At 66.4% G+C, this 24,461-nt stretch carries 20 protein-coding genes and 1 tRNA gene; 8 read left to right on the top strand and 13 right to left on the bottom strand.

Annotated elements, in window-relative coordinates; all coding sequences use genetic code 11:
* Positions 1 to 186: 186 nt before the first annotated feature.
* Complete coding sequence (locus ACZ9J7_RS05710; RefSeq protein WP_476207770.1) at positions 187 to 2,232, top strand: PxKF domain-containing protein; 2,046 nt, start codon at positions 187 to 189, stop codon at positions 2,230 to 2,232.
* 91 nt (positions 2,233 to 2,323) lie between these two features.
* On the opposite strand, the gene ACZ9J7_RS05705 is transcribed toward ACZ9J7_RS05710, so the two are convergent.
* Both ACZ9J7_RS05705 and ACZ9J7_RS05700 read right to left on the bottom strand, forming a co-directional pair.
* Positions 2,324 to 3,022: a type 1 glutamine amidotransferase domain-containing protein gene (locus tag ACZ9J7_RS05705; protein ID WP_476207768.1), complete on the bottom strand. Its 699-nt coding sequence runs from the start codon at positions 3,020 to 3,022 to the stop codon at positions 2,324 to 2,326.
* 46 nt (positions 3,023 to 3,068) lie between these two features.
* Complete coding sequence (locus ACZ9J7_RS05700; protein ID WP_476207767.1) at positions 3,069 to 3,941, bottom strand: aldo/keto reductase; 873 nt, start codon at positions 3,939 to 3,941, stop codon at positions 3,069 to 3,071.
* 139 nt (positions 3,942 to 4,080) lie between these two features.
* Here ACZ9J7_RS05700 and ACZ9J7_RS05695 point away from each other — a divergent pair, with 139 nt between their 5' ends.
* Complete coding sequence (locus ACZ9J7_RS05695) at positions 4,081 to 5,070, top strand: LLM class flavin-dependent oxidoreductase (RefSeq protein ID WP_476207765.1); 990 nt, start codon at positions 4,081 to 4,083, stop codon at positions 5,068 to 5,070.
* Between the two features lies 1 nt (position 5,071).
* Positions 5,072 to 6,544 carry an MFS transporter gene (locus ACZ9J7_RS05690; protein ID WP_476207763.1) on the top strand — a complete coding sequence of 491 codons (1,473 nt, stop codon included), beginning with the start codon at positions 5,072 to 5,074 and terminating at the stop codon, positions 6,542 to 6,544.
* Between the two features lie 65 nt (positions 6,545 to 6,609).
* On the opposite strand, the gene ACZ9J7_RS05685 is transcribed toward ACZ9J7_RS05690, so the two are convergent.
* The 5 genes from ACZ9J7_RS05685 to ACZ9J7_RS05665 form a co-directional block, all read right to left on the bottom strand.
* A complete protein-coding gene (locus ACZ9J7_RS05685; protein WP_476207761.1) occupies positions 6,610 to 7,710 on the bottom strand; it encodes a D-TA family PLP-dependent enzyme in 1,101 nt (366 codons plus the stop codon).
* 26 nt (positions 7,711 to 7,736) lie between these two features.
* Positions 7,737 to 8,867, bottom strand: a complete 1,131-nt coding sequence (locus tag ACZ9J7_RS05680) for an FAD-dependent oxidoreductase (protein ID WP_476207759.1) — start codon at positions 8,865 to 8,867, stop codon at positions 7,737 to 7,739.
* A 38-nt stretch (positions 8,868 to 8,905) separates the two neighbouring features.
* Positions 8,906 to 9,832, bottom strand: coding sequence for an AEC family transporter (locus ACZ9J7_RS05675; RefSeq protein ID WP_476207757.1), 927 nt, complete (start codon positions 9,830 to 9,832; stop codon positions 8,906 to 8,908).
* Between the two features lie 51 nt (positions 9,833 to 9,883).
* Positions 9,884 to 10,309, bottom strand: a complete 426-nt coding sequence (gene panD, locus ACZ9J7_RS05670; RefSeq protein WP_440166843.1) for an aspartate 1-decarboxylase — start codon at positions 10,307 to 10,309, stop codon at positions 9,884 to 9,886.
* A gap of 92 nt (positions 10,310 to 10,401) precedes the next feature.
* Positions 10,402 to 11,316 carry a LysR substrate-binding domain-containing protein gene (locus ACZ9J7_RS05665; RefSeq protein WP_476207755.1) on the bottom strand — a complete coding sequence of 305 codons (915 nt, stop codon included), beginning with the start codon at positions 11,314 to 11,316 and terminating at the stop codon, positions 10,402 to 10,404.
* 155 nt (positions 11,317 to 11,471) lie between these two features.
* On the opposite strand from ACZ9J7_RS05665, the gene ACZ9J7_RS05660 reads away from it, so the two are divergent.
* Positions 11,472 to 12,935 (top strand): amino acid permease, encoded by a 1,464-nt coding sequence (locus ACZ9J7_RS05660; RefSeq protein ID WP_476207754.1) that lies wholly within the window; start codon positions 11,472 to 11,474, stop codon positions 12,933 to 12,935.
* Between the two features lie 325 nt (positions 12,936 to 13,260).
* The gene (locus ACZ9J7_RS05655) at positions 13,261 to 16,767 is read left to right on the top strand and encodes a bifunctional proline dehydrogenase/L-glutamate gamma-semialdehyde dehydrogenase (RefSeq protein ID WP_476207752.1); all 3,507 of its coding nucleotides are present in this window, start codon (positions 13,261 to 13,263) and stop codon (positions 16,765 to 16,767) included.
* A gap of 76 nt (positions 16,768 to 16,843) precedes the next feature.
* On the opposite strand, the gene ACZ9J7_RS05650 is transcribed toward ACZ9J7_RS05655, so the two are convergent.
* Both ACZ9J7_RS05650 and ACZ9J7_RS05645 read right to left on the bottom strand, forming a co-directional pair.
* The gene (locus ACZ9J7_RS05650; RefSeq protein ID WP_440166850.1) at positions 16,844 to 17,158 is read right to left on the bottom strand and encodes a hypothetical protein; all 315 of its coding nucleotides are present in this window, start codon (positions 17,156 to 17,158) and stop codon (positions 16,844 to 16,846) included.
* Positions 17,159 to 17,326: 168 nt separating this feature from the next.
* Positions 17,327 to 18,181, bottom strand: coding sequence for a LysR substrate-binding domain-containing protein (locus ACZ9J7_RS05645; protein ID WP_476207749.1), 855 nt, complete (start codon positions 18,179 to 18,181; stop codon positions 17,327 to 17,329).
* A gap of 141 nt (positions 18,182 to 18,322) precedes the next feature.
* Here ACZ9J7_RS05645 and ACZ9J7_RS05640 point away from each other — a divergent pair, with 141 nt between their 5' ends.
* Positions 18,323 to 19,702, top strand: a complete 1,380-nt coding sequence (locus tag ACZ9J7_RS05640) for an MFS transporter (RefSeq protein ID WP_476207748.1) — start codon at positions 18,323 to 18,325, stop codon at positions 19,700 to 19,702.
* 103 nt (positions 19,703 to 19,805) lie between these two features.
* Here the strand turns inward: ACZ9J7_RS05640 and ACZ9J7_RS05635 are convergent, their stop codons facing one another.
* Both ACZ9J7_RS05635 and ACZ9J7_RS05630 read right to left on the bottom strand, forming a co-directional pair.
* Entirely contained in the window at positions 19,806 to 19,946 is a 141-nt protein-coding gene (locus ACZ9J7_RS05635; protein ID WP_476207747.1) for a hypothetical protein, read from the bottom strand.
* Between the two features lie 96 nt (positions 19,947 to 20,042).
* Positions 20,043 to 20,113 (bottom strand) — tRNA-Gly (locus tag ACZ9J7_RS05630).
* Between the two features lie 240 nt (positions 20,114 to 20,353).
* On the opposite strand from ACZ9J7_RS05630, the gene ACZ9J7_RS05625 reads away from it, so the two are divergent.
* Entirely contained in the window at positions 20,354 to 20,815 is a 462-nt protein-coding gene (locus ACZ9J7_RS05625) for an SRPBCC family protein (protein WP_476207746.1), read from the top strand.
* A gap of 17 nt (positions 20,816 to 20,832) precedes the next feature.
* Here the strand turns inward: ACZ9J7_RS05625 and ACZ9J7_RS05620 are convergent, their stop codons facing one another.
* Complete coding sequence (locus ACZ9J7_RS05620; RefSeq protein WP_476207745.1) at positions 20,833 to 22,542, bottom strand: CAP domain-containing protein; 1,710 nt, start codon at positions 22,540 to 22,542, stop codon at positions 20,833 to 20,835.
* A 142-nt stretch (positions 22,543 to 22,684) separates the two neighbouring features.
* On the opposite strand from ACZ9J7_RS05620, the gene dcd reads away from it, so the two are divergent.
* Positions 22,685 to 23,260, top strand: a complete 576-nt coding sequence (dcd, locus tag ACZ9J7_RS05615; RefSeq protein WP_018769967.1) for a dCTP deaminase — start codon at positions 22,685 to 22,687, stop codon at positions 23,258 to 23,260.
* A 17-nt stretch (positions 23,261 to 23,277) separates the two neighbouring features.
* On the opposite strand, the gene ACZ9J7_RS05610 is transcribed toward dcd, so the two are convergent.
* Positions 23,278 to 24,459: a cation:proton antiporter gene (locus tag ACZ9J7_RS05610; protein ID WP_476207742.1), complete on the bottom strand. Its 1,182-nt coding sequence runs from the start codon at positions 24,457 to 24,459 to the stop codon at positions 23,278 to 23,280.
* Positions 24,460 to 24,461 lie beyond the last annotated feature (2 nt).

The following is a 24,461-nucleotide window of genomic DNA, read 5'->3' as shown; positions in this document are numbered from 1 at the left end:
GACCGCGGCGGTCATATTCACCGGCCATATCTCCGCCGGACACCCGCCCGTCACTCATCCAGCAGAAAGCGAGTACTGGGGCAAAAAAGACAAGTGGTGATTACGCGTGCCCTCCGCCCATGGCGACTCATACGGTGAAGTACGTTGCGGCCCGGGTGGGCCGCAGGCAAATGAGGGAGGCAACACATGAATCACTCGCCAGGCGGGAAAACTACTGCTGGGGGAACAGGCCTGCTCAGGCGAACCAGCACCAGGACAGCAGCGGCACTCGCTGCGGGAAGCCTGCTGCTTGCGGGCGGCGGGGTGGCGTTCGCGGACGACATCTTCAACAACCTCGACGCCAGCATTGACTCGGTGGCAGAGGTCATGCCACTCAACGAGGGCGGTGCCAGCGGCAGCACCATTCTGGCGGTAGACCCCACCAACGACGATGTCAAAAACGGCTGCAACCTGACCGGGTCAACAACGCTGACCCTTGACCTGGTGTCCAGCAATCCGGCCGTCGCCACGGTTTCACCCTCCAGGGTCACCTTCGACTCCTGTGGCGCCCAGCGGACCCTGACCGTAACCCCTGTGGGTGCTGGTTCGGCCACGGTAAGCGCCAGGCAAGTCAGCAACAACACCGATGGTACTTTCAACCTTGCACCGGCCACATTCACCGTCAACGTGGCAGCGCCAGCGCCGTCCAACACGGCACCCAGGCTCAATATCACCGGCGTCACCGCTGGCGCCTTGTACACGAAGGGCGATGTCCCGGCAGCAACCTGTAATGTCACCGACACCGAAGACGGCCCAAGCTCCTTTCCCGCTGACGTCAGTGCCCTCACGGGACCTGACGCCGCCACCGGCATCGGTTCACAGACGGCATCCTGCCGCTACACCGACAAGGGCGGCCTGACCGCGTCAAGCTCCATCACCTACAGCATCACCGACGCCTCCTCGCCCAAGATCTCCTACACGCTCTCGCCCGCCACTCCGGACGGTTTGAACAAGTGGTACAAGAGCCCCGTGGTCCTGCACTGGATCGTCACCGAGCCCGATTCGCCCAGCACCCTCAAGCTGACTGGCTGCGAGGACCAGGCCATCACCGCTGACCAGGTGGCCACTGACTACAGCTGCTCCGCCACCAGTTCCGGCGGAACCGCAGTTCCGATAACCGTGAACCTGGGGAAGGACGCCACAGCCCCCACCGTCGCGGCAAACGGCGGGACGGGAACTGAGGGGAGTAACGGCTGGTACATCTCCGACGTCGTGGCCTCCTTCACCGGCACCGACGCCACCTCCGGGCTGCTCGCCGCAACCCAGACGGTCACTACGTCAGCCGAGGCCGCCAACGTCAAGGTGGACAGCCCGGCGTTCACCGACCTCGCCGGCAACACCACCGCGGCGGGCACGGCCTCGCAGGCCTTCAAGATCGATAAGACGGCTCCGGCGGTAAGCAACGCCGGTGCCACGACGAAGACGAACGCCAACGGTTGGTACAACACGGACGTCACCGCGTCCTTCACCGCCACCGATGCCGTATCCGGCCCGGCCACGGCAACCCAGTCGGCAACCTCATCCGGGGAAGGTGACGCGGTTGAGGTCCTGAGCCCGGAATTCAGGGACAACGCCGGCAACACCACGCCGGCGGGGGCAACCTCCCAGGCCTTCAAGATCGACAAGACGGCCCCCACCGTTACCTTCGACTCGATCATCGCGGACAGCTACTTCGGTTCCACCGCTGCTGCCCCGACCTGCACGGCCACTGATGGACTGTCGGGCGTCTCGGGTAGCTGTGTGGTCGCCGGATACGGCACGGGAGTCGGCCCGCACACCCTGACGGCCACAGCCACGGACTTTGCCGGCAACAGCACCACGGTGACCCAGTCCTACACGGTCAAGGCCTGGACGCTGAAGGGCTTCTACCAGCCAGTCGACATGGGCGGTGTGCTGAACACCGTCAAGTCCGGCAGCACCGTTCCCGCCAAGTTCGAAATCTTCGCGGGTGACACGGAACTGACGGATCCGGCACTGGCCAAGTTCACCATGCAGCAGATCACCTGCTCGCTGACGTCTCCGACGGATGCGATCGAAACCACCGCAACGGGCAACACCTCGCTGCGGTACGACGCTACCGCCGGCCAGTTCGTCTACAACTGGAAGACGCCCACAGCGGCCGGCACCTGCTACCGGCTGACCATGACGGCGAATGATGGGACCTCCATCAGTGCCAACTTCAAGCTGAAGTAGCACAGGAAGCCGGCGCCCAACGGCGTGCGCCGAAAAGAGGGGACCAGTCCAACGGGCTGGTCCCCTCTTTTAGTGCGTCACGGCCGGTTGCTTACGCCAGTGCCGCGAGGACTTCCTTTGCCACGTCCTCGCTGGACTGCGGGTTCTGCCCGGTGATGAGGTTGCCGTCCCGCACCACGTTGGAGGACCAGGCCGCGCCGTTCTCGACGACGGCACCCTTCTCTTTGAGGGCGTCCTCCACCAGCCACGGCGTGTTCTCGCCGGTGCCGCCGCCCAGTTCTTCCTCGTTGGTGAACACCGTCAGGCGCCTGCCCTTGAAAGTGAACCCGCCGTCGTCGTCCGTTGCGCTCAGCAGCCCCGCGGGACCGTGGCAGAACGGTGCAATGATCTTGCCGGCCTTGTTGGCAGCGACCAGCAGCCGGCCCAGGTCGGCGTCCTTGTACAGGTCCGCCATGGGACCGTGCCCGCCGGGCATCACCACGGCGTCGTAGCCGGCAATGTCGACGTCGGCAAGGACCAGCGGGTGCGCCAGCTCGCCGTCGATCTTCGCGATGTAGTCCCGGAAGCCCTGGGCGCGTTCCTCGCCGCCGGCCGACTCGGGAGCCAGGCTTACCTGGTCCACGGTGGGTTTCCTGCCGCCGGGGGTGGCGATGTGGACCGTGTTGCCGGCGTCGGTCAGGGTCTGGTGGGACACCACCAGTTCCTCCGCCCAGTAGCCGGTGGGGTGTTCGCTGCCGTCCTTCATGGTGAGGGAATCTGCGGCCGATACGACCATCAAAATGTTTGCCATGGTGTTTCTCCTGTCTTAGCTGACGTGAGTGGCTGGAAGCCGCCTGCTACTTTCCTGCTGCTTCCAGCTCAGCGTACGTGGCGTCGTCGAGCGTGATGCCCGCGGCGGCCAGGTTCTCTTCGAGGTGCTGCACCGAGCCCGTGCCGGGGATCGGCATCATCACGGGGGAGCGGCGCAGCAGCCAGGCCAGGGCCACCTGGGAGGTGGTGGCGCCCAGGCGCTTGGCCGCCTCATCCAGCGGGCCGCCCGGCTGGGCGAGTTCGCCCGCGGAAATCGGAGCCCAGGGGATGAAGCCGATGCCGTTCTCCTCGGAGTAGCGGAGTACGTCCTCGGAGCTGCGGTCCGTCAGGTTGTAACGGTTCTGGACCGTGGACACGGTGAAGTGCTTCCCGGCCGCCTCCAGCTGCTCCACGCTGACCTGCGACAGGCCCAGGGCACGGACCTTGCCTTCGTCCTGGAGCTCCCGCAGCACGCCGAACTGCTCCTCGGCGTCCACCTTGGGATCGATCCGGTGCAGCTGCAGCAGGTCCAGGGCGTCCACCTTCAGCTTGCGCAGGCTCAGCTCGGTCTGCTGGCGCAGGTATTCCGGCCGCCCAACCGGAATCCACTTGTTGGGCCCGGTGCGGGTGAAGCCCACCTTGGTGGCGATCTTCAGCCCCTCCTTGTACGGGTGCAGGGCTTCGGCGATGATTTCCTCGCTGATGTTCGGTCCGTAGGAATCGGCGGTATCGATGAAGTCGACGCCGAGTTCGACGGCGCGGCGCACCACCGCCACGGCCGCCCGGCGGTCTGCGGGCTCGCCCCAGACACCGTCACCCACGATGCGCATGGCGCCAAAGCCAAGCCGGTGCACGGTACCCAGGTCCTTGAGCTCGATGGTTGCGGACAATTCCAGCTGGTTCGTTGAATCATGGCTCATAGGGGCGGCAACATCATCAGTGTGCTGAGTATTCCGGGAAAGACGAAATAACCCGGGCCCCGCCGTCGTTATGCCTCAAGTGCCCGCCGCGATCCGGCCGGCGATTCTTACGAAACGTTCCTGAAAGGCCGCAACTGACGTGACTCTTCCCCTTTCCATCCTTGACCTGGCAACCATCGGCAAAGGCCAGACGGCGGCGGAGAGCTTCGCGGGCAGCGTGGCCATGGCGCAGAGCGCCGAAAAGCTGGGCTACCGGCGCGTCTGGTACGCCGAGCACCACAACATGTCCTCCATCGCCTCCTCCGCCACCAGCGTGCTGATCGCGCACGTGGCCGCGCACACCGAAAGCATCCGGCTGGGCGCCGGCGGCATCATGCTGCCCAACCACTCCCCGCTGACCATCGCCGAACAGTTCGGCACCCTGGAAACCCTCCACACGAGCCGGATCGACCTGGGGCTGGGCCGGGCCCCGGGCAGCGACCAGAACACCATGCGGGCGCTGCGCCGCGACCCGATGTCCGCGGACAGCTTTCCGCAGGACGTCCTGGAACTGCAGGGCTACCTCACCGGCCCCACCCGTATCCAGGGGGTGGAGGCCACCCCCGGCAAGGGCACCAACGTCCCCCTCTACATCCTGGGCTCGTCCCTGTTCGGCGCCCGCCTGGCCGCCCAGCTTGGCCTGCCGTACGCCTTCGCCTCGCACTTCGCACCCGCCGCTTTGCAGGACGCGGTGGCCATCTACCGGCGCGAGTTCAAGCCGTCCGCCCAGCTGGACGCCCCGCACGTGATCGCCGGCGTCAACGTGATCGCCGCCGACTCCGCCTCCGAAGCGCAGGCCATGTTCCAGGCCACCAAGCGCGCCCGCGTCTCCCTGTTCTTCGGCGGCGGCCGCGAGTTCACCGACGACGAAGCGGACATGATCCTGGACTCGCCGCAGGGACAGCACATGGCACAAATGATGACGTACTCCGCCGTGGGGACGCCGGACGCCGTCATCGATTACCTGGAGGGCTTCGGCAAGCACGCCGACGCCGACGAACTCATCGTGGCGCACCAAAGCCCCGGCACCCGGGACCGGCTGCGGTCCGTCGAACTGCTGGCGGAAGCCGCCGGGCTGGTCCGGGTCTGACATGGCGAACACAGCCACCGCAAAAGACGGCGTAGGGTTTCGGTCCGAGCGCGGGCCCATCCTCATCGCCCTGATGCTGTCCACGGGCCTCGTGGCCATCGATTCCACCATCGTGGCCACGGCGGTTCCCTCGATCGTCCGGGACGTTGGCGGCTTCGCATCCTTCCCCTGGCTCTTCTCGGCCTACCTGCTGGCGCAGGCGGTGTCCGTGCCCATCTACGGCAAGCTCTCCGACATGGCAGGGCGCAAGCCCATTATCCTGATCGGGATTGGCCTGTTCCTGCTGGGCTCGGTGCTCTGCGGGGTCGCGTGGAGCATGCCCTCGCTGATCGCCTTCCGGGCCCTGCAGGGGCTCGGTGCCGGTGCGGTACTGCCGGTCGCCGTCACCATCGCCGGCGACATCTACACCCTTCAGGAGCGCGCCAAGGTCCAGGGCTACCTGGCCAGCGTCTGGGCCATATCCTCCGTGGTGGGCCCCAGCCTGGGCGGCGTCTTTTCTGCCCTCGGCATCTGGCGCGGCATCTTCCTGGTGAACGTGCCGCTCTGCCTGCTGGCCGGCTGGATGCTGATCCGCACCCTGCACGAAAACGTCGAACGGGCCACCCACAAGGTGGACTACGCCGGCGCTGTCCTCCTGGCCGGATCGCTGGGCCTGCTCATCCTCGGAGCGCTCCAGGGCGGCCAGGCGTGGGCCTGGAATTCGCCCATCGGTATCGGCGTCTTCGTTGTCGGGGCGGTGCTGCTGGTGGCCTTCCTGCTGGTGGAGCGGCGGGCGGCGGAGCCCATCCTCCCGGCGTGGGTGGTGTCCCGGCGCCTGCTGGCCACCACGGCGCTGGTGTCCTTCGGCGTGGGCGCCATGATGATCGGACTGACCTCCTACGTGCCCACCTTCCTTGAAGGCGCCCTGTCCTCCTCGCCGCTGGTGGCCGGCCTGGCGCTCGCCGCGCTGACCCTTGGCTGGCCGCTGAGTGCCTCGCAGGCCGGGAAGTTCTACCTGCGGATCGGGTTCAAGTCCACCGCCCTGATCGGTATCGCCATCGCCGTGGCGGGGCTGCTGATCCTGTCGCTGACGGCTTCAACGCCCAACGTGGCGCTGATCGCGGTCAGTTGCTTCGTCGTCGGGCTTGGCCTGGGCCTGCTGGCCACCCCCACCCTGATCTCCGCCCAGTCCAGCGTTCCCTGGCACGAGCGCGGCGTGGTGACCAGCACCAACATGTTCGCCCGCTCCATCGGCAGCGCCCTGGGCGTGGCCGTGTTTGGTGCCGTGGCCAACTCCATCTACGGCGGCAGCAGCGGTGGCGACGCCGATCCCGCCACGGTCATCAGCGCGTCCGGTGCCGTGTTCCTGGCCGCGCTCGTGGCCGGCCTGCTCACGGTGGCAGCGGTGCTGTCCATGCCCGCCGTGAAGGCCGAAGACAGCGGCAATCCCGATGCGGAGCCGGTGCCCACCCAGGCGGAAGGCAGTTCCAGCTAAGCTGCCGCCCGCGGAGATGTTCCTACAGACAAGACCTGAGGGCGAGCGTGTTTTCTTCCATAGTGCTATTTGTTTTTTCCGCGAGCGGCTACGCGCCAGCGGTCCACGACCTTGCCGCCGCTGACGACGGTGATGTCGTCAACGAGATTCACGGCCACGCATACGTGGTTCGGTATGACCCGTAACCGCTCTCCGAGAGGCGGGAGCTCTGCAGCTGCTGGCCAGACCACGGTCGCGTGATGTTCCGAGAGCGCAGTGATGCGTGCTTCGGGATAGTCGAGCAGCCGTCCAAAGCCGGTGGCCCACGCAGGCCGGTCGCCGCCCAGGATTTTGCTGCCGGAGTCCAGGACGATCCTTCGCGGTATGACGTCGTCGCCCTCATGCCGGCTTACCACTGTTGCGGCGACGGTCAGCGCGATGTCTTCAGCGGCGCATCGTTCCAGTTCCAATTGCTGGGCGTCATTGAAGACATAGACTCCCGGCCGGACCTCGGTGGCTGCGGACTCACCGGTGAGAGTGGCGGTGGGAGTTGAACCGCCGCTGCGATGCAGCATTTCAAAGCCTGCTTGCGTGAGCAGGTCCGAGGCCTGCGTGAGGGCCAACCGTTCTTCTTCGGCTGCTTTCAGGGGCATCCCGGGGGCGTAGCTGTGGCCCGGGAAGGTGAAGACGCCTCTGACCCTCAGGCCGGCGCGTGCCGCGGCGTGGGCCACGTCAACCACCGCACCTGGGGCGATTCCGCTTCGGTGATGGCCACTGTCGATTTCCAGCAGCACGTCAAAATCGCCGGCCGCGTCACCCAAGGACGCTCCCATGGCTTGGGCGGCCTCCCGTGAATCCAGTCCCACTGAGATCTTTGTGGTGGCAGCAAGCCGGCGCAGGCGTTCGGATTGACGGGGACCGACCCAGATGGGGTAAGCGATGAAGATGTCGGTCGCTCCGTGCTCTGCGAAGACTTCAGCTTCCCCGAGGGTCGCTACAGTGATGCCGACTGCACCCGCTGCCAGCTGCAGTTGCGCGATTTCGGGCACCTTGTGGGTTTTCACGTGTGGCCGGAGGCTCAAGCCTTTCGCATGGACGGCAGCGGCCATGCGGTCGATGTTCCGCTGGAGCACATCCCGGTCCACCAGGATCTCTGGAGTGTCGACTTCTTCTGGGATTGTCATCACTGGTTCTCTTTCTCTAGGCCGGGCCGCTAGCGGGACGCCCGGAAGATCGACGGCGCGGGCCGGGTCCCGGTGGCAAGGTCGGCCAGGATCCGCCCCACCACCGGGGTGAACTTGAAGCCGTGGCCGGAGAAGCCCGCACCGATCACCACGGGCCCAATGCGGTCCAGGACAAAGTCCTCGTCCGGGGTGGTGGTGTATGTACAGCTGATGGCCTCGAACGAATCGGGGTCCACACCGGGCAGCCACTGCCGTGCGTAGTCCTGCAGGGCGGCGAGCTGTTTCGGTTCGGGCAGGAAATCCCGCTGGTCCGGGTCCACCACCGGCCCCACCCCATGCCAGCCGGCCTTGATGCCTTCGCCGGGGGTCTGCATCCCGTACACCGGGGAGTACCAGCCCTGGTAATCCGGGCCCGGGTAGTGGTTGAAGCCGGGCCACACCGCGCCGGGGTCCGCCACCCGGAAATGCGCCGGCTGCTCCTGCGTCACCGTGAGCTTCGGAAGCCGCAACGCGCCGCCCGTGCCCGGAACCCTGGCCAGCAGCTTCTCCGTCCAGCCGCCGGCCGTGACCACGGCCTGGGCTGCGGTGACCACCTCCGAGCCTGCCGCCGATTCAAGCACCAGCCGCACGCCGTCGTGGAACACCTCGAAGTCCACCACCTTGGTGTGGTGCCTGATCTCGGCGCCGCGGGCTGAGGCCAGCCGCTGGAAGGCGGGCAGCGCCGCCTCCGGGTTGAGCTGGCCGCCGTCGGGCATATGCAGGACCTGCTGGTCGAACCGGATGCCGCGCCAGCGTTCGCCGGCCTCGCGGGGGGACAGGAACTCCGCGCTGATGCCGGCCTCGGTGAGGGCTGCGGCAACTTTCGGGAGGTCGCCGCCAGGACCATGGGTTACGACGCCGGTGCGCGCCAACAGCTGCGCGCCGCTGTCCTGCTCCAGCTCGTCCCACAGGGCCAGCCCCTCTGCCAGCATGGCCACGTAGTCGGGCTGGTGGTAGCCCGGGTTGAGGTTCCGGGTGGCGCCGTGGGACGCGCCGATCTTGTGCCCGGGGCCGAACTGCTCCACCAGCGTCACCTGCCGGCCGCGGCGGGACAGTGCCCATGCGGCCGCCGAGCCCATGGCCCCGCCGCCGATCACAACCGTATCCAGCACAGTATTCATCAGCCCTCCAAGCTGCAGGTATATCTGTTTGCCGGCGCTCAGGCCAGCAGCAGGGCCACACCGATCATTGCCGGCACCGCCACCACGGTGGTGATCAGCACGGTGTCCTTGGCGACGGTGAGGCCGGTCTGGTACCGGCTGGCGGCCACAAACACATTCTGCGCGGTGGGCAGCGAGGACGTCACCACCACCGCGAACAGGGCGTGCCCCTCCATCCCGAGCGCGAAGCGGGCAAAGGCATAAGCCAGGGCCGGCTGGACCGCGAGCTTGAAGCCGCTGGCCAGCAGGGTGTCCACGCGCCGCCCGGCGGAGGCCTGCAGCGGGCGGGTGCCGTTCAGGCTCATCCCGAACGCCATCAGCATGGCCGGAATAGCGGCTCCGCCGATCAGGTGGATCGGCTCCATGACCAGCGCCGGTACCTGGAACCCGGTGCCTGCCACCAGCAGCCCCAGTCCGGAGCCGACGATCATGGGGTTGCGCAGGATCATCAGGAAGAAGCCCAGGACGGTGGTCCGGTGCGTGCTGGTGCTCGAGTCCAGGATCATCAGGAACGCAGGGGTGAAGAAGGCCAGCTGGAAGATCAGCAGCGGCGCCACATAGCTTGCATCACCCAGGACATATACCGCGATGGGAATACCCAGGTTCGCCGAGTTGGCCAGGGAAGCGGACATAGCGGACATCAGCGATTCCGGAAGGTCCCGCTTCAGCCAGAACCTGGCCAGGACCAGGTAGATCCCGGCCGTGGCAATGGCTGCCACCGCGGTGACCAGCAGCGGTTCGGCGAAAACCTCCTGCAGGCGGGCCTTGCTCAGGGTTTCAAAGAGGAGTGCCGGGCTGGCGACGAAGAACGTCAAGCCGCTCAGGACGGGGCGGGCGTTATCACCCAGGATCCGCTGCCGGCCCACGAACCATCCCACCAGGATGATGCACCACACGACGAAGAATCCCGCCAGCACCCCTAGCAAGGATCAGCCGTTCGGGCGCGGCGGAGGCAGGGACCGGGACGCACGCTCCGGTTACAGGGTGGCGTTGTTGAGCGCGAAAGGGGGGCGCATCATGCCGGGGGTGAGGCCTTCGGCGGGGTCATTGCCCAGCTGGATGATCCGGTTGTCCTGGTCGACGTGGACCACCTTGGGCTCGTAGGCCCTGGCCTCTTCGGTGGTCATTTCGGCGTAGGTGATCAGGATGACGATGTCGTTCTCGTGCATCAGGTGCGCCGCTGCACCGTTGATGCCGATGACGCCGGAACCGCGCTCGCCGGCAATGGTGTAGGTTTCAAGCCGCGCGCCGTTGGTGACGTCCACGATGGACACCAGCTCGCCGGGCAGGATGTCGGCGGCCTCGAGCAGGTCGAGGTCAACGGTGACCGAGCCGACGTAGTGCAGGTCGGCGTGCGTGACGGTGGCCCGGTGGATTTTGGACTTGAACATTGTTCGATTCATAACGGCTCCAGTCTAGACCTGCGGCCCTTTACCCGCAGTGACGCACGAAACATACGGGCCGGACACGGCTGCGCGCGGACGACGGCGGCCGGTCACCCGGCGTCATCCGTTGCCACCGCCGCGGCAGCCGCAGCCAGGGTCTCCCTCGCTGCCAGGATGGCCGGGCGCTGGGTGCTGGAGCGGCGCACCGACGTGAAGATGGTGCGGTGCGGCTTGCCCGGAAGCTCGATCAGTTGGGCCGTGGTGCCGCGGCCGGTCCACACCAGGTCCGGCATCAGGGCCACGGCGTTGCCGGACTCGATCAGGCGGGCCTGGGCCTGCAGGTCGGCGGTTTCAAAGCGGACGTCCGGCTCGAATCCTGCGCTGCGGCAGGCCTGTTCTGCCCAATGGCGCGAGGCGGCGCCGCGGGGTTCCATGACCCAGGCCAGCTCTGCCGTGTCCTCCAGGGAACGAATGGCAGGGCCGCCGCCGGATGCCGGGGGAACGGCCAGGCGGATGGCGTCGGTGGTCAGCTTCACCTTGTCCAGTTCCGGGTAGCGCGGGGCGGCGTGTCCCGGGTACTGCTCGGCGATCACCAGGTCGAAGTCGCGCGCCCACGTTTCATGCAGCGCCGTCTCGGGCTCCCGCTGGATCATCTCGATCCGGACCTCGGGGTATGTCGCAGCCATCCGCGTCAGGGTGTCCGGCATCAGTGCCAGGGCGGCGGACTGGAACACCGCAATCCGCACCGTCCCCGTCACCGTGGTCAGCGACGCGGCCAGGTCCGCTTCCGCCTGTTCCATGGTTTCCAGCAGCTGGGCGGTGTGCGCCACCAGCACCTCGGCCTGCGGTGTCAGCTGCACCCGCCGCCCCGTCTTCCGGAGCAGTTCCACGCCCACTTCCTTCTCCAGCAGGGCCAGTTGCTGCGATACCGACGACGGGCTGTACTGGAGTGCCTCGGCCACCTCAGCGAGCGTCCCGCGAATGCTTAATTCCCGGAGCAGCCGCAGCCGGCGTACGTCGAGCATGGTGGATTCCTAACTGAAACTAACGAATATAGGTTAGAAGTAGCCACTTTATCTAACGCAATTGCGCACGCATACTGTTGAAACCGAGTTACCCCCGTCACAGCCAGGTTCCTTGGCGTGCCGCGGCGGGGTCGCACCCCAACCAGGAGTTCCTGATGAGCAGCAAAGATTTAAGCCAATCGATCATGCGGCGCAAGCCCATCGATGACATCGAAGAAGAGAGCAAGCACAGCGGACTTTTCAAGTCCCTCGGGCTGTGGCAGCTCACCGCCATTGGCGTTGGCGGGATTATCGGCGTCGGCATCTTCTCCCTTGCGGGACTGGTGGCCGCCGGCAGCGAAGGCAACCCTGGCGTGGGGCCGGCGGTGCTGATCTCCTTCCTGATTGCAGGCCTCGCCTCCGCGGCCGCTGCCCTCTCCTACGCGGAGTTCGCCGGGATGATCCCGCGGGCAGGCTCCGCCTACACCTACGGCTACGTGGCCCTTGGCGAGGTGATCGGCTGGTTCATCGGCTGGGACCTGCTGCTGGAATACATCGCCATCGTGGCAGTGGTGGCCATCGGCATCTCCGGCTACCTGGACGCCTTCCTGGCCGGCATCGGCATCCATCTGCCGGCCTGGATGACCTCCACCTTTGACGAAGGCAAGGGTGGCATCATCAATGTCCCCGCCATCTTGGTCTGCCTCCTGGTGACCTGGATCCTGTCCCGCGGCACCAAGGCCTTCGGCAGGTTCGAACTCGTCGCTGTGGCCATCAAGGTGGTCCTGATCCTGTTCATCATCGGGCTGGGCGTCTTCTACATCGACACCAACAACTACAACCCGTTCATGCCCAGCGGCTTCGGACCCGTTGTGGCCGGCTCCGCCACGGTGTTCTTCGCAGTGTTCGGCTACGACGCCATGAGTACCGCGGCCGAGGAAGCCAAGGACGGCAAGAAGCACATGCCCAAGGCCATCGTGCTCTCGCTCATCATCGCCATGCTCCTCTATGTTGCCGCAACCCTGGTCCTCACCGGCATGCAGAACTACAAGGACATCGACCCCAAGGCCGGGTTCGCCTCCGCCTTCACTTCGGTGGGCCTGCCCGTCATCGCCACCATCATTTCGGTGTTCGCGGTCCTCTCCATCCTTACCGTGATGCTCACCTTCCTGCTCGGCGTCACCCGCGTCTGGTTCTCCATGAGCCGTGACGGCCTGCTCCCCGGCTGGTTCGCCAAGACCGACCGGCACGGCACCCCGCAGCGTGTCACCTGGATCGGCGGCATCGCCTCCGCCTTCCTGGCCGGCGTCTTCCCCATCAAGGCAGTCGCGGACCTCACCAACATCGGCATCCTGGCCGCGTTCGTCGTCGTATGCCTGTCCGTGATCATCTTTCGTTACAAGCGGCCCGATGCTCCCCGTACGTTCCGCCTGCCCCTGATGCCCGTGATTCCGGCGTTCGGTGTCCTGGCCTCCGCCTTCCTGATGCTGCAGCTGCACTGGGAAACCTGGCTGCGGTTCGTGGTGTGGCTGATCATCGGTCTGGTCATCTACTTCGGCTACGGCCGCAAGCACTCGCTGATGAACCCCAACAGCCCACGCCACGAGGAACTCGCAGAGCTGCACCGCCCGATTTCCTGACCTCTCCCCGGACGCGCCATCACCTTCTGCCCGTTTTTCCCCAACGCCCCATCAGATAATGCGGCGTCCAGCCGAACCCTCTCCCACATTCCGTGGGGGAGGGTTCGTTGCTTTCGGCGGGAGGTGATGGGGCGTTGGCGGTTTGGGGGCGGGAGGTGATGGGGCGTTGGCGGTTTGGGGGCGGGAGGTGATGGGGCGTTGGGAGGTGGATAAAACATTGGGTTTCTTAACCTGTATTGGTTGGAAAAGATCGCTTTATCTTATGTGAGTTGAAGCTCATACTGGTGGAAAGACCTCCCAGAACACCAGAAAGATCGGGAAAACAATGACCCACGTTGCAATGGAACAGGCAGTCGCAAAGGCGGCCACTCCGCAGACTGTCGACGTCGACGTCCCCCAGGCCAAGGCCCTCGCCAATGAAGCGGTAGCCCTGGTCCGGCGCTGGCTCACCGAGGCCGCCAAGGTTCCGGTGGACCCCTCCGCCCAGCAGCTGGCCGGCGTCCTGAAGGACCCCAACGGCCTGGACTTCACCGTGGGCTTCGTGGACGGCGTGGTCCGCCCCGAGGACCTCAACGTCGCCGCCCGCAACCTCGCCAAGCTCGCGCCCAAGGTTCCGGCCTTCCTGCCTTGGTACATGCGCAGCGCCGTGGCGCTTGGCGGCACCATGGCCCCGGCAATGCCAAAGGTGGTCATCCCCATCGCCCGCAGGGTCCTCCGCGAAATGGTGGGCCACCTGATCGTGGACGCCACCGACGCCAAGCTGGGCCCCGCCATCGCCAAGATCAAGAAGGACGGCATCAAGCTCAACGTCAACCTCCTGGGCGAGGCAGTCCTCGGCGAGCACGAAGCCTCCCGCCGCCTCGAGGGAACGCACACGCTGCTGGCGCGGCCCGACGTCGACTACGTCTCCATCAAGGTCTCCTCCACTGTGGCCCCGCACTCCGCCTGGGCCTTCGACGAAGCCGTGGAACACGTCGTCGAAAAGCTCACCCCGCTCTTCCGGCGCGCCGCCTCCTACTCCGGCAGCGGACAGAAGAACAAGTTCATCAACCTGGACATGGAGGAGTACAAGGACCTGGACATGACCATCGCGGTCTTCACCCGGATCCTGGACAAGCCTGAGTTCCAGGACCTCGAGGCCGGCATCGTGCTCCAGGCCTACCTTCCGGATGCGCTGTCCGCCATGATCCGGCTGCAGGACTGGGCCGCAGAGCGCCGCGCCAACGGCGGCGCCGGCATCAAGGTCCGCGTGGTCAAGGGGGCCAACCTGCCCATGGAGCAGGTTGAAGCCTCGCTGCACGACTGGCCGCTGGCCACCTGGGGTTCAAAGCAGGACTCGGACACCAGCTACAAGAGCGTCATCAACTACGCGCTGCACCCCGAGCGGATCAGGAACATCCGGATCGGCGTGGCCGGCCACAACCTGTTCGACATTGCCTTCGCGTGGCTCCTGGCCAAGCAGCGCGGCGTTGAATCCGGCATCGAATTCGAGATGCTGCTGGGGATGGCGCAGGGCCAGGCCGAGGCCGTCAAGAAGGACGTCGGCTCCCTGCTGCTCTACACGCCGGTGGTGCACCCGTCCGAGTTCGACGTCGCCATCGCCTACCTGATCCGCCGCCTGGAAGAAGGCGCCAGCCAGGAAAACTTCATGTCGGCAGTCTTCGAGCTCAGCGAAAACGAAGGACTGTTCGAGCGCGAGAAGCAGCGTTTCCTCTCCTCGCTGGAGGCACTGGACAACACCGTTCCCCTGCCCAACCGGCGGCAGGACCGGAACCTTCCCCCGGAGGCCATGCCGCACACCGGGTTCCGGAACACCCCGGACACCGATCCCGCACTGCCGGCCAACCGCACCTGGGGCCGGGCCATCCTTGACGGCGTCCCGTCCTCCACGCTGGGCGACGCATCGGTGAAGGCTGCCTTCATCAATGACGAGGACACCCTCAACTCGGCCATTGCCAACGCCGTGGAGAAGGGCAAGGCCTGGGGCGAGCTGTCCGGCAACGAGCGCGCAGAAATCCTGCACCGCGCCGGGCAGATCCTGGAAGCCCGCCGCGCCGACCTGCTCGAGGTCATGGCCAGCGAGACCGGCAAGACCATCGACCAGGGCGACCCCGAGGTCAGCGAGGCCGTGGACTTCGCCCACTACTACGCCGAGTCCGCCCGCAAGCTGGACACGGTCGACGGCGCCACGTTCGTCCCAGCCAAGCTCACCGTTGTCACGCCGCCCTGGAACTTCCCGGTCGCCATCCCGGCAGGGTCCACCCTCGCGGCACTCGCCGCCGGCTCCGCCGTCGTCATCAAGCCCGCCAAGCAGGCCGCCCGCAGCGGCGCCGTCATGGTCGAGGCGCTGTGGGAGGCCGGCGTGCCCAAGGGCGTCCTGACCATGGTGCAGCTGGGGGAGCGGGAACTCGGCACCCAGCTCATCAGCAACCCGGCCGTGGACCGCGTCATCCTCACCGGCGGCTACGAAACCGCCGAGCTGTTCCGGTCCTTCCGCAAGGACCTGCCGCTGCTGGCCGAAACCAGCGGCAAGAACGCCATCATCGTCACCCCCAGCGCCGACCTGGACCTTGCCGCCAAGGACGTGGCCTACTCAGCGTTCGGCCACGCCGGCCAGAAGTGCTCGGCCGCTTCGCTGGCGATCCTGGTAGGTTCCGTGGCCACCTCCAAGCGGTTCCACAACCAGCTGATCGACGCCGTCACCTCCCTCAAGGTGGGCTACCCGCAGGACCCCACCAGCCAGATGGGCCCCATCATCGAACCCGCCAACGGCAAGCTCCTCAACGCCCTCACCACCCTGGGCGAGGGTGAGAACTGGGCCGTTGAACCGAAGAAGCTGGACGATACCGGCCGGCTGTGGAGCCCGGGCGTCCGCTACGGCGTCAAGCGTGGCTCCTACTTCCACCTGACCGAGTTCTTCGGCCCGGTCCTGGGCGTGATGACTGCCGACACCCTGGAAGAAGCCATCGCCATCCAGAACCAGATCGAATACGGCCTCACGGCAGGCCTGCACTCCCTCAACTCCGAGGAGCTGGGCATCTGGCTGGAGACCATCCAGGCCGGCAACCTCTACATCAACCGCGGCATCACCGGTGCCATCGTCCAGCGCCAGCCCTTTGGCGGCTGGAAGAAGTCGGCGGTCGGCGCCGGCACCAAGGCCGGTGGACCCAACTACCTGGCCGGCTTGGGTGACTGGCTCCCCGCGGAGGCCTCCGCCAAGGCTCCGGTAGCCAACGCGGCCGTCCGCCGCATCCTCAACGCCGCAGGTCCCGCCCTTGCGCCGGCGGAACTCGAGTCCGTCCAGCGCGCCCTGGCATCCGACGCCGAAGCCTGGGCTGACGAGTTCGGCACGGCCAAGGACGTCTCCGGGCTGGGCGCCGAGCGCAACATCTTCCGCTACCGCAGCCTGCCGGTCACCATCCGCCTCTCCCAAGGTGCGCCGCTGGCGCACCTGGTCCGGACCGTGGCGGCCGGCGTGCTGACTGGGTCGGCACTCACGGTGTCCACCGCCGTCGAACTTCCCGCCCAGCTGCGCTCCGTGCTCACCGCACAGGACATCGACGTGACGGTGGAGTCCGACGCCGGCTGGCTGGCTTCCGCCGGACACCTCGCCGCAGCGGGCAAGCTGTCAGGGGGACGCATCCGCCTGATCGGCGGCGGCGCTTCCGTGCTCGCCGAAGCCACCGGCGGCCGTCCCGACCTGGCCATCTACGCCCACCCCGTCACGGAGGCCGGCCGCGTGGAGCTGCTGCCCTTCCTGCATGAGCAGGCCGTCAGCATCACCGCGCACCGGTTCGGCACCCCGAACCACCTCTCGGATGCCCTGATCTAGCGCCTGCGGGCACAAAAAAGTCCGGCGGTTGGGTTTGTTCTCACAAGCCCAACCGCCGGACCTTTTTGTATGTCAGCTAGCCCAGGTACCAGCCGGGTGGGGTCCAGGTAACCGGGACGCTGTGGGCGGAAAAGTCCTCGCAGCGGGTGCAGGTGTAGGCCACCTCGCCAAGGGTGGACACTGTTCCGTCGCGCCGGTAGGTGGGCGGGATGTACGACTCGAGGTAAACGAACTCGTCCGTACGGCACTTGTCGCAGGTGGGTTTCCCCACATATCCGGAGTCCACGGAGGCGTGGCCGGTTCCAAGGGTGTTCTGGCGGGTGGACGGCCGTGCGGTGGAGTACGGGCGTGCGTGCGCAGAACCTGGGTGGATGTTCCTGGCTGTCGTCATTGGCTGCCTGTCCCAAGCGGTGGTTTCCGGCATGCGGATACGCGCTTGCTTCGGTGAACCGGCCTGCTGCTTGACCTTGGAAAACCAGCATAGGTGATGCCACTTCCCCTATCAATGGACACGGCCCCCCTAACTCCCCTAAATGCTGGAATTTGGGCCGCTGGAGAGTTAAGTTTGGCGGTTAATGGTCCGTCCCACGATCGATTGGGTGAGGGCATCAATCACCTCGGCGTTGGCCAGCGGGTTGCGGATCAGGGTGAAGTCCACGTCCCCCACCGCGGGCAGGTCGAACCGCCGGGTGATGATCTTCAGGTCTTCGGGCACCAGCGACGTAGGCATGACCGCCACCCCGATGCCCGCCCTGACCGCCGCCAGGACCCCGCTGATCTGGCGGGTGGTGCAGGTGATCCGCCAGGTCCTGCCATGGGCCTCCAACGCATCGATGGCTAATTTCCGGCTGAGGCTGGGCGCGGGATAGGCGATCAGGGGCACCGGACTGCCCGGTTCCATCACTGTCTGTTCCAGGCCCACCCAGGAAAACGAATCATGCTGGACCACCGTGCCGTCCTTGGCTCCGGCAACCCATTTGACGAAGACGAGGTCCAACTGCCCGGCGTTGAGCTTGCGGTACAGCTGGTCGCTCTGGCCCACCGTCAACTCCAGGTTGATCTGCGGATAGATCTGCCGGAACTCGCGCAGGATCCGGGGGAGTCCGGTGATCGCGAGGTCGTCAGCCGTTCCGAACCGCAGCCGCCCGCGCATCGCCGACCCCGAGAAATAGCGGGCCGCGGCGTCATGCGCTGACAGGATGCTGCGGGCAAAACCGGCCATGGCGTCGCCGTTGTCCGTAAGCCGGACGTCCCGGGTGTCCCTGGTAACCAGGCTGCGCTTGGCGGCGGCCTCGAGTTTGCGGATGTGCTGGCTGATGGTGGGCTGCGCCAGGCCCAGGCGGTCGGCAGCCTTGGTGAAGCTCAGGGTGTCGGCCACGGCCAGGAAGGACCGCAACTGTGCTGGGTCGAACATTTGTGGCTCCACTGTCCTTCCGGGCGGGCATCCATTGCGTTTCGCAATACGAGTTATAGGGACCATACCTCTCCATAATCGGCTCGGCCAGCCCTAGCGTTAAGGACATCCCAGACCGCCCGCAATTTTGAGGACACTCCTGTGGCACCGCCTCCCCCTTCGTCGGCATCCGTTTCCCAGCCAGTCATCGATGCGGCGGTTGCAGCGCCGCCGGAGAACCAAACCCAGCCGCTGCCAGTCGTCGCCGAGCGGCTGCCCTGGAAGCACACCTTCATCTCCTTGAAGGTGCCCAACTTCCGGATCTTCGCCGCCGGCCACTTCATCGCCGTGATCGCCATCTGGATGCAGCGGATCGCCCAGGACTGGCTGGTCCTGCAGCTGTCCGGGTCAGTGACGGCAGTAGGGGTGACCGTGGCACTGCAGTTTCTGCCGTCCCTGCTGCTGGGTCCGTGGGGCGGCATGATCGCGGACCGGTTCGCCAAGCGGAGGATCCTCATCCTGTGCCAGAGCGTGGCCGCCGTCCTGGCCGCGTCGTTGGCCACGCTGGCCCTGACCGGCGTCATCATGGTCTGGCACGTCTACGCCATCGCCCTGGTCCTGGGCCTGGTGACGGTCCTGGACCAGCCGGCACGCCAGGTGTTCGTCAACGAGCTGGTTGGTCCCCGGTATCTGCGGAACGCCATCAGCGTCAACTCCACCACGTTCCAGCTCGGCGGCCTGATCGGTCCAGCCATCGCCGGCCTGCTGCTGACCGCGGTGGGGGCTGGCTGGGCTTTCGCGGCAAACGCCGTGGCCTGCTGCTCAACGGTGGTGATGCTCCTGCTCCTGCGCAAGGACAAGTTGTACGTCAACGCGCCCACCCCCAAGAGCAAGGGAATGCTCCGGGAGGGCCTGCGCTATGCCCTCAGCAAGCCCACCATCTACTGGCCGTGGCTGATGGCCGGCTTCATCTCCGTTTTTGCGATGAGCCTGCCGGTGCTTCTGGCCGCCTTCGCTGACCACGTTTTCGAGGTGGGCGCCGGAGGGTACGGGCTCCTCAATGCCCTGGTGGCACTCGGCGCCCTGTCCGGCGCGGTGGTATCGACCCGCCGGAGGCAGTTGCGCCTGCGGTCAGTGGTGTTTTGCGCCGGCATGTACGGACTGATGCTCTGCCTGGCAGTCCTCGCCCCGTCCATGGTGTGGTTCGGCGCCGTCATGGTGCTGTCCGGCTTCTGGTGCCTGATGTTCCTGACCGGGTCCAACCAGCTGGTGCAGGTCAGTTCCAACATGGGGATCCGCGGCCGCGTGATGAGCCTGTACATCATGGTGCTGATCGGAGGGCAGGCGCTGGGCGGGCCCATGCTGGGGTGGATCGCGGAACACGCTGACCCGCGCGTGGCCCTGCTGGTATCCGGCGGCGTGCCCGCTCTCGCGGCCCTGACCGTAGGCGCGATCCTGGCACGGAAGGGTGGCCTGACTGTCAGGATGCATGTGAAGGACCGTTGGCCGTTGAGGATCGTCAGCAGGGAGGCAGGAGCTTAGGGAACGCCCCTGGGAGGCTCCACTGAGCGGGAGACACAAGACCCCGCCATCGGTTTCGATGGCGGGGTCTTGTGCGTGGGCCCAGCAGTTTCCTGGTGCTGGTTTACTTCTTCTTCGCCGCTTTAGTGGGTGTGGCGTCCAGGGAGCCGGCAGGGGCAGCTGCGGCCCTCTTGTCTGCGCGCTTTTCCTTGATGGACTTTCCGGACTTCTTTGATGCCGTTTGACGCGGGGACTTATCAGCCATGATTGCTCCTGTAGCGGAACCGCAAAAGGTTCCATACTGCAGACCATACACCTCGGCGGGAAGCCCTTGGGCGTGCGCTGCCGGAGGACCTGAAAGAGCGGCTGACGGGAATCGAACCCGCGTATCAAGCTTGGGAAGCTAGCGCTCTACCATTGAGCTACAGCCGCAATGCCCTCGCTCCCGCGGGGCAGAACTTAGCTTAGCGCAGATCTGCGGGCTCCCCGCCAACCCGGACCGACGGCCGCGCCGTGTCCCGCGAACCGCGGCGTCATCCAGTAACTCTTCAATAACGTCCGCGCTCCCGGCTAGGCCTCGGCGTTAGGCGGTGGCTAACCTGATCCGGGTAGCGGCCGCTTTGGGGGAGGCAGCTACTGCGGGCAGCCGACGTCAACCACAGGAATTTCTTCATGGCAATCGCAGAGCACGAGGTCCTCATAGAGCGCGACGCCATGGCCGTCTACCAGTACCTCCTTGACGCCACCAACCTTCCCGCCTGGCGTAGCGACGTCCGCAGCGTGAAGCTCGTGCAGGGCCCGGCCGAAGCCAGGGGCGCCGTCTACCGGAAGATGGTGGCCGGACGCTCCGGCCTGAGTATTCCCGCCGAGTTGGAGATCACCAATGTCCGGCCGGGCGCCGAGATTCAGTTCCACGTGATTTCCGGTCCTGCCACCCGGTGGGGCGGCTACTACCTCAGCACCGAGGAGGCCGGAACCCGGGTCCGGTTTTCCATGGAGGCCAAACGGGAGGGTCGGTTCGGGGCCCTCGGCAGGTGGCCCTTCTTTAACGGGATGCTCCAGCGCCGGGTCAGTTCCGATGTGGCCCAGCTGGACCGGCTGAAGAACGTGCTGGAGCTCCAGCCGGCCATCTGAGCCGATCCCCTTCGGCTTTACTGCGCCAGCCGCTGCCCGGTCCACGGCCCGGCAATGTTCGACGGCGACGCGAGGCTTCCGGAGCCCAGGTCCCAGTACTGCACAGTGTCATTGGCGCGGCGGAGTGCCACGCCCCTGGTGTTCATGCCGGTGGCATCACGCAGGGACCGGATTCCGGTGACGTCCGCCCAGCCGGTGGCAACCGTGGCCCGGGCCTCGGCGCGGAGGGCGGTGCTGCCCCACCCACGGTAGAGCTGCACAGTGCCGTCGGACCGCAGCCCCAGGATGTCCTGGAAGCCGTCGCCGTCGTAGTCCACCATCGCGAGCCGCGACGCATAAACACCAGTGGCCACCGTCACGCGTTCGGCAATATCGCCGGTGCCCTTGTTGCCGTAGAGGTAGAGGTTTCCAGCGCCGTCCAGGGCCAGGATCTGCGGCATCCGGTTGTTGGCGCACCAACCGCCCACGGCAAGGGTCAGGGTGTCCCATCCGCCCACGCCCAGGGTAATGGGCGACTGGAACCCGCCGCTGGGGATGCCCCGGTGAAGCGTGAGGTTGCCGTTGGCCCATTGGGTCAGGACGTCATAGGCGCCATCGCGGTCCCAGTCGGTGACGAAGACTTCCTTGGCGCCGCTAAAGCCTGCGCCGATTACCCGGGCCGCGGCATAGGTGCGGGGCCCGGTGGACGCCCGGTCCAGGAGCTGCCCGGCGGAGTCGATGGACACGAGGTCGGCAGGGCCGGTGATTGCGGCGGCGGCCAGGTTGAGGGTGGGCGGCATGTGCTTCACGGGAGCGTCGCACAGGCTTGGCGGTGACGGCGGGAAAGCATCGCCCGACGCCGAACCGCCCGGTGAATCGAGGGTGCCTGCCGGCAGTGTGGTGTACCCGAAGAAGTTCACCACACCCCAGATCTGGTAGGTGGAGTTGGTGTAGGAGATGCCGGCGCCCATCACGTTGAAGCGCGGGTCAAGGAGCATCGCGTTGTGGCCGGGTGAACCCTTCCACCATTCCACCAGCTGGGCTGCATCCCGGTCGGTGCGGATGGCGATGATTTCTCCGGCGCCGTTGTTGGGATTCAGGGCCCGGGGATCGGTCCAGAAGCTTGCCCGGTGCTCGATCACCTCACGGGTGGCGATGTTGTTGGACCACTCCTGTGACATCCCGGCCACGGTGGGGTGGTACTTCACCTTGTTCAGGCCGTTGGCCACGCGGTACTCGTTGATCTTGGTGAAGACGGTGAGGATGGCCGCTGAATTGTTGTCCGGAACCAGGGCTTCCGTGGACACACCCGGGGCGGCCGGTTCCGGGGCCGTGAGCCGGGTGGCCGGGGGTGACGCCAGATCCTGGTCCGGCGCCCAGAGCGGCGGGATGGATACGGTCTGGGGAGCGGACTCCACGGGGGATGCCACAGGTGCCGGCAGGGGCGCAGATTCGGTGGCGGCCTGGACCGCGGGTGTGGACGGGGCAGCAGGCGCGGGGGTGGGTGCCGGCGCGGGCGCGGTATCCGTCAGCGGCGAAGCCACCCGGATGTCCGGGTCCACGGCCGGGGTGAGGCGCCCGGTGGAAGCATCGCCAGCAGTGGAGGCACCGCCGCCATGCACCAGCGGAGCCGCAAGCGAAATGCTCGCCGCCCCCGCCTGGCCCAGCGGCAACGGCGAGGGTGGTGCGGTGGCTGAAGACGAGACCAGCGCCAACGCACAGAGCACGCCAAGAACAGACGGTGCCACCAATTTATTCACAACATCCCCAGCTCTGTTACGCCAGCCGGGAGACCATTCCGGCGGCTTTCATTCGCAACATTAGCCCCACGAGGCCACAGCAACAACGGGAAAGTGCAGGTGTGGATAACCGATACGGTAATTTGGGACGGTGCTGATCTCCGACCGCGACATTCGTGCCGAAATTGATTCCCAGCGGATCGTGCTGGAACCGTTCGATCCCGCGATGGTCCAGCCGTCGTCCGTGGATGTCCGGATCGACAAATTCTTCCGGTTGTTCGACAACCACAAGTACGCCCACATCGACCCCGCGCAGGAGCAGCCCGAGCTGACCCGGCTGGTGGAAGTGGAGCAGGACGAGGCGTTCATCCTGCACCCAGGGGAGTTTGTCCTGGGCTCCACATACGAGACGGTCACCCTGCCCGATGACATCGCCGCCCGCCTGGAAGGAAAGTCGTCCCTGGGCCGGCTGGGCCTGCTAACGCACTCAACCGCGGGCTTCATCGATCCCGGCTTCTCCGGCCACGTCACGCTTGAGCTGTCCAACATGGCAACGCTGCCCATCAAGCTGTGGCCGGGCATGAAGATCGGCCAGCTCTGCTTCTTCCGGCTAAGCTCTGCCGCCGAATACCCGTACGGCCAGGGCGAATACGGCAACCGCTACCAGGGCCAGCGTGGTCCCACCGCCAGCCGCAGCCACCTGAACTTCCACCGCACCAGCATCTAGCACCAACGCCGGCCGCATCAGGTCTGCGGGGCTACCGCGGGCCTTCGGACGAACGGCCTGGCCAGCGGTTCGACGTAGCGTGCGGCCAACGGGCCCACCACCGCCATCAGCAGCACGTAGGCGGTGGCCAGCGCCGCGAGCTCATGCTGGACTGCCCCGGACGCAACCGCCAGGCCTGCGATCACGATGGAGAATTCGCCGCGGGCAACGAGCGTGGCGCCGGCACGGAAGCGGCCGGGCCGGGCGATCCCTGCCCGCTTTGCCGCCCAGATCCCGGTCAGCATCTTGGTCGCCGCAGTGGCCACGGCCAGGACCAGTGCCCAGCCCAGGACCGGTGGGATGGATGAAGGGTCTGTGTTGAGCCCGAACGCCACAAAGAAGATGGCCGCAAACAGGTCCCGCAGCGGCTCGAGGATGCGGGTGGCGTTGTGTGCGGTGGACCCCGAGATGGCGATGCCCAGCATGAAGGCGCCGACTGCTGCCGAAACCTGCATGGCGGACGCCGCACCCGCCACCAGGAGTGCGGCGCCGAGGACGTTGAGCAGGAAGACTTCGGAGTTCTCGCTGTGCACCGCTTTGGAGACGTGGTGCCCGTGCCGCAGTGCCACCATGAGCACCACGCTTACCACGGCCAGGGCTATCCCAACCGTGGTGAGCCCGCCCAGGAAACCCACGCCCGCAAGCGTCGCCGTGAGGATGGGCAGGTACACGGCCATGGCCAGGTCCTCGAAGACCAGGATGGAAAGCACCACCGGGGTTTCCCGGTTGCCCAGCCGGCCCAGGTCCGTGATCACCTTGGCAGCGATGCCTGACGAGGAAATGTAGGTCACCCCGCCCATGACCATGGCCCCCACGCCGCCCCATCCCAGGAGCAGGGCAAGGCCTGCGCCGGGCAGGAAGTTCAGGACGAGGTCCAGCGCGCCGGCCTGCCACGAGCGCCGCAGGCCGGTGAAGAGCTCGGCCGCTGTATATTCCAAGCCAAGCATAAGCAGGAGGAGGATGACACCAATTTCGCCCGACAGATGTGCGAACTCGTGCATACCTTCAAGCTTGATGATGCCGCCGGCGCCGAAGGCCAGCCCGCCCAGCAGGTAGAAGGGGATGGGAGACATGCCGATCCGCCCGGCCAACCTGGCCAGGAGGCCGAGGAAGAACACGACGGCCCCCAGTTCGATGAGGGTCTGGGCCAACGGGTCCATGG

Source organism: Pseudarthrobacter sp. TE9888, assembly GCF_056279345.1.
Note: the sequence above shows the minus strand (reverse complement) of the source record. Positions and strands in the feature narration are given on the sequence as shown.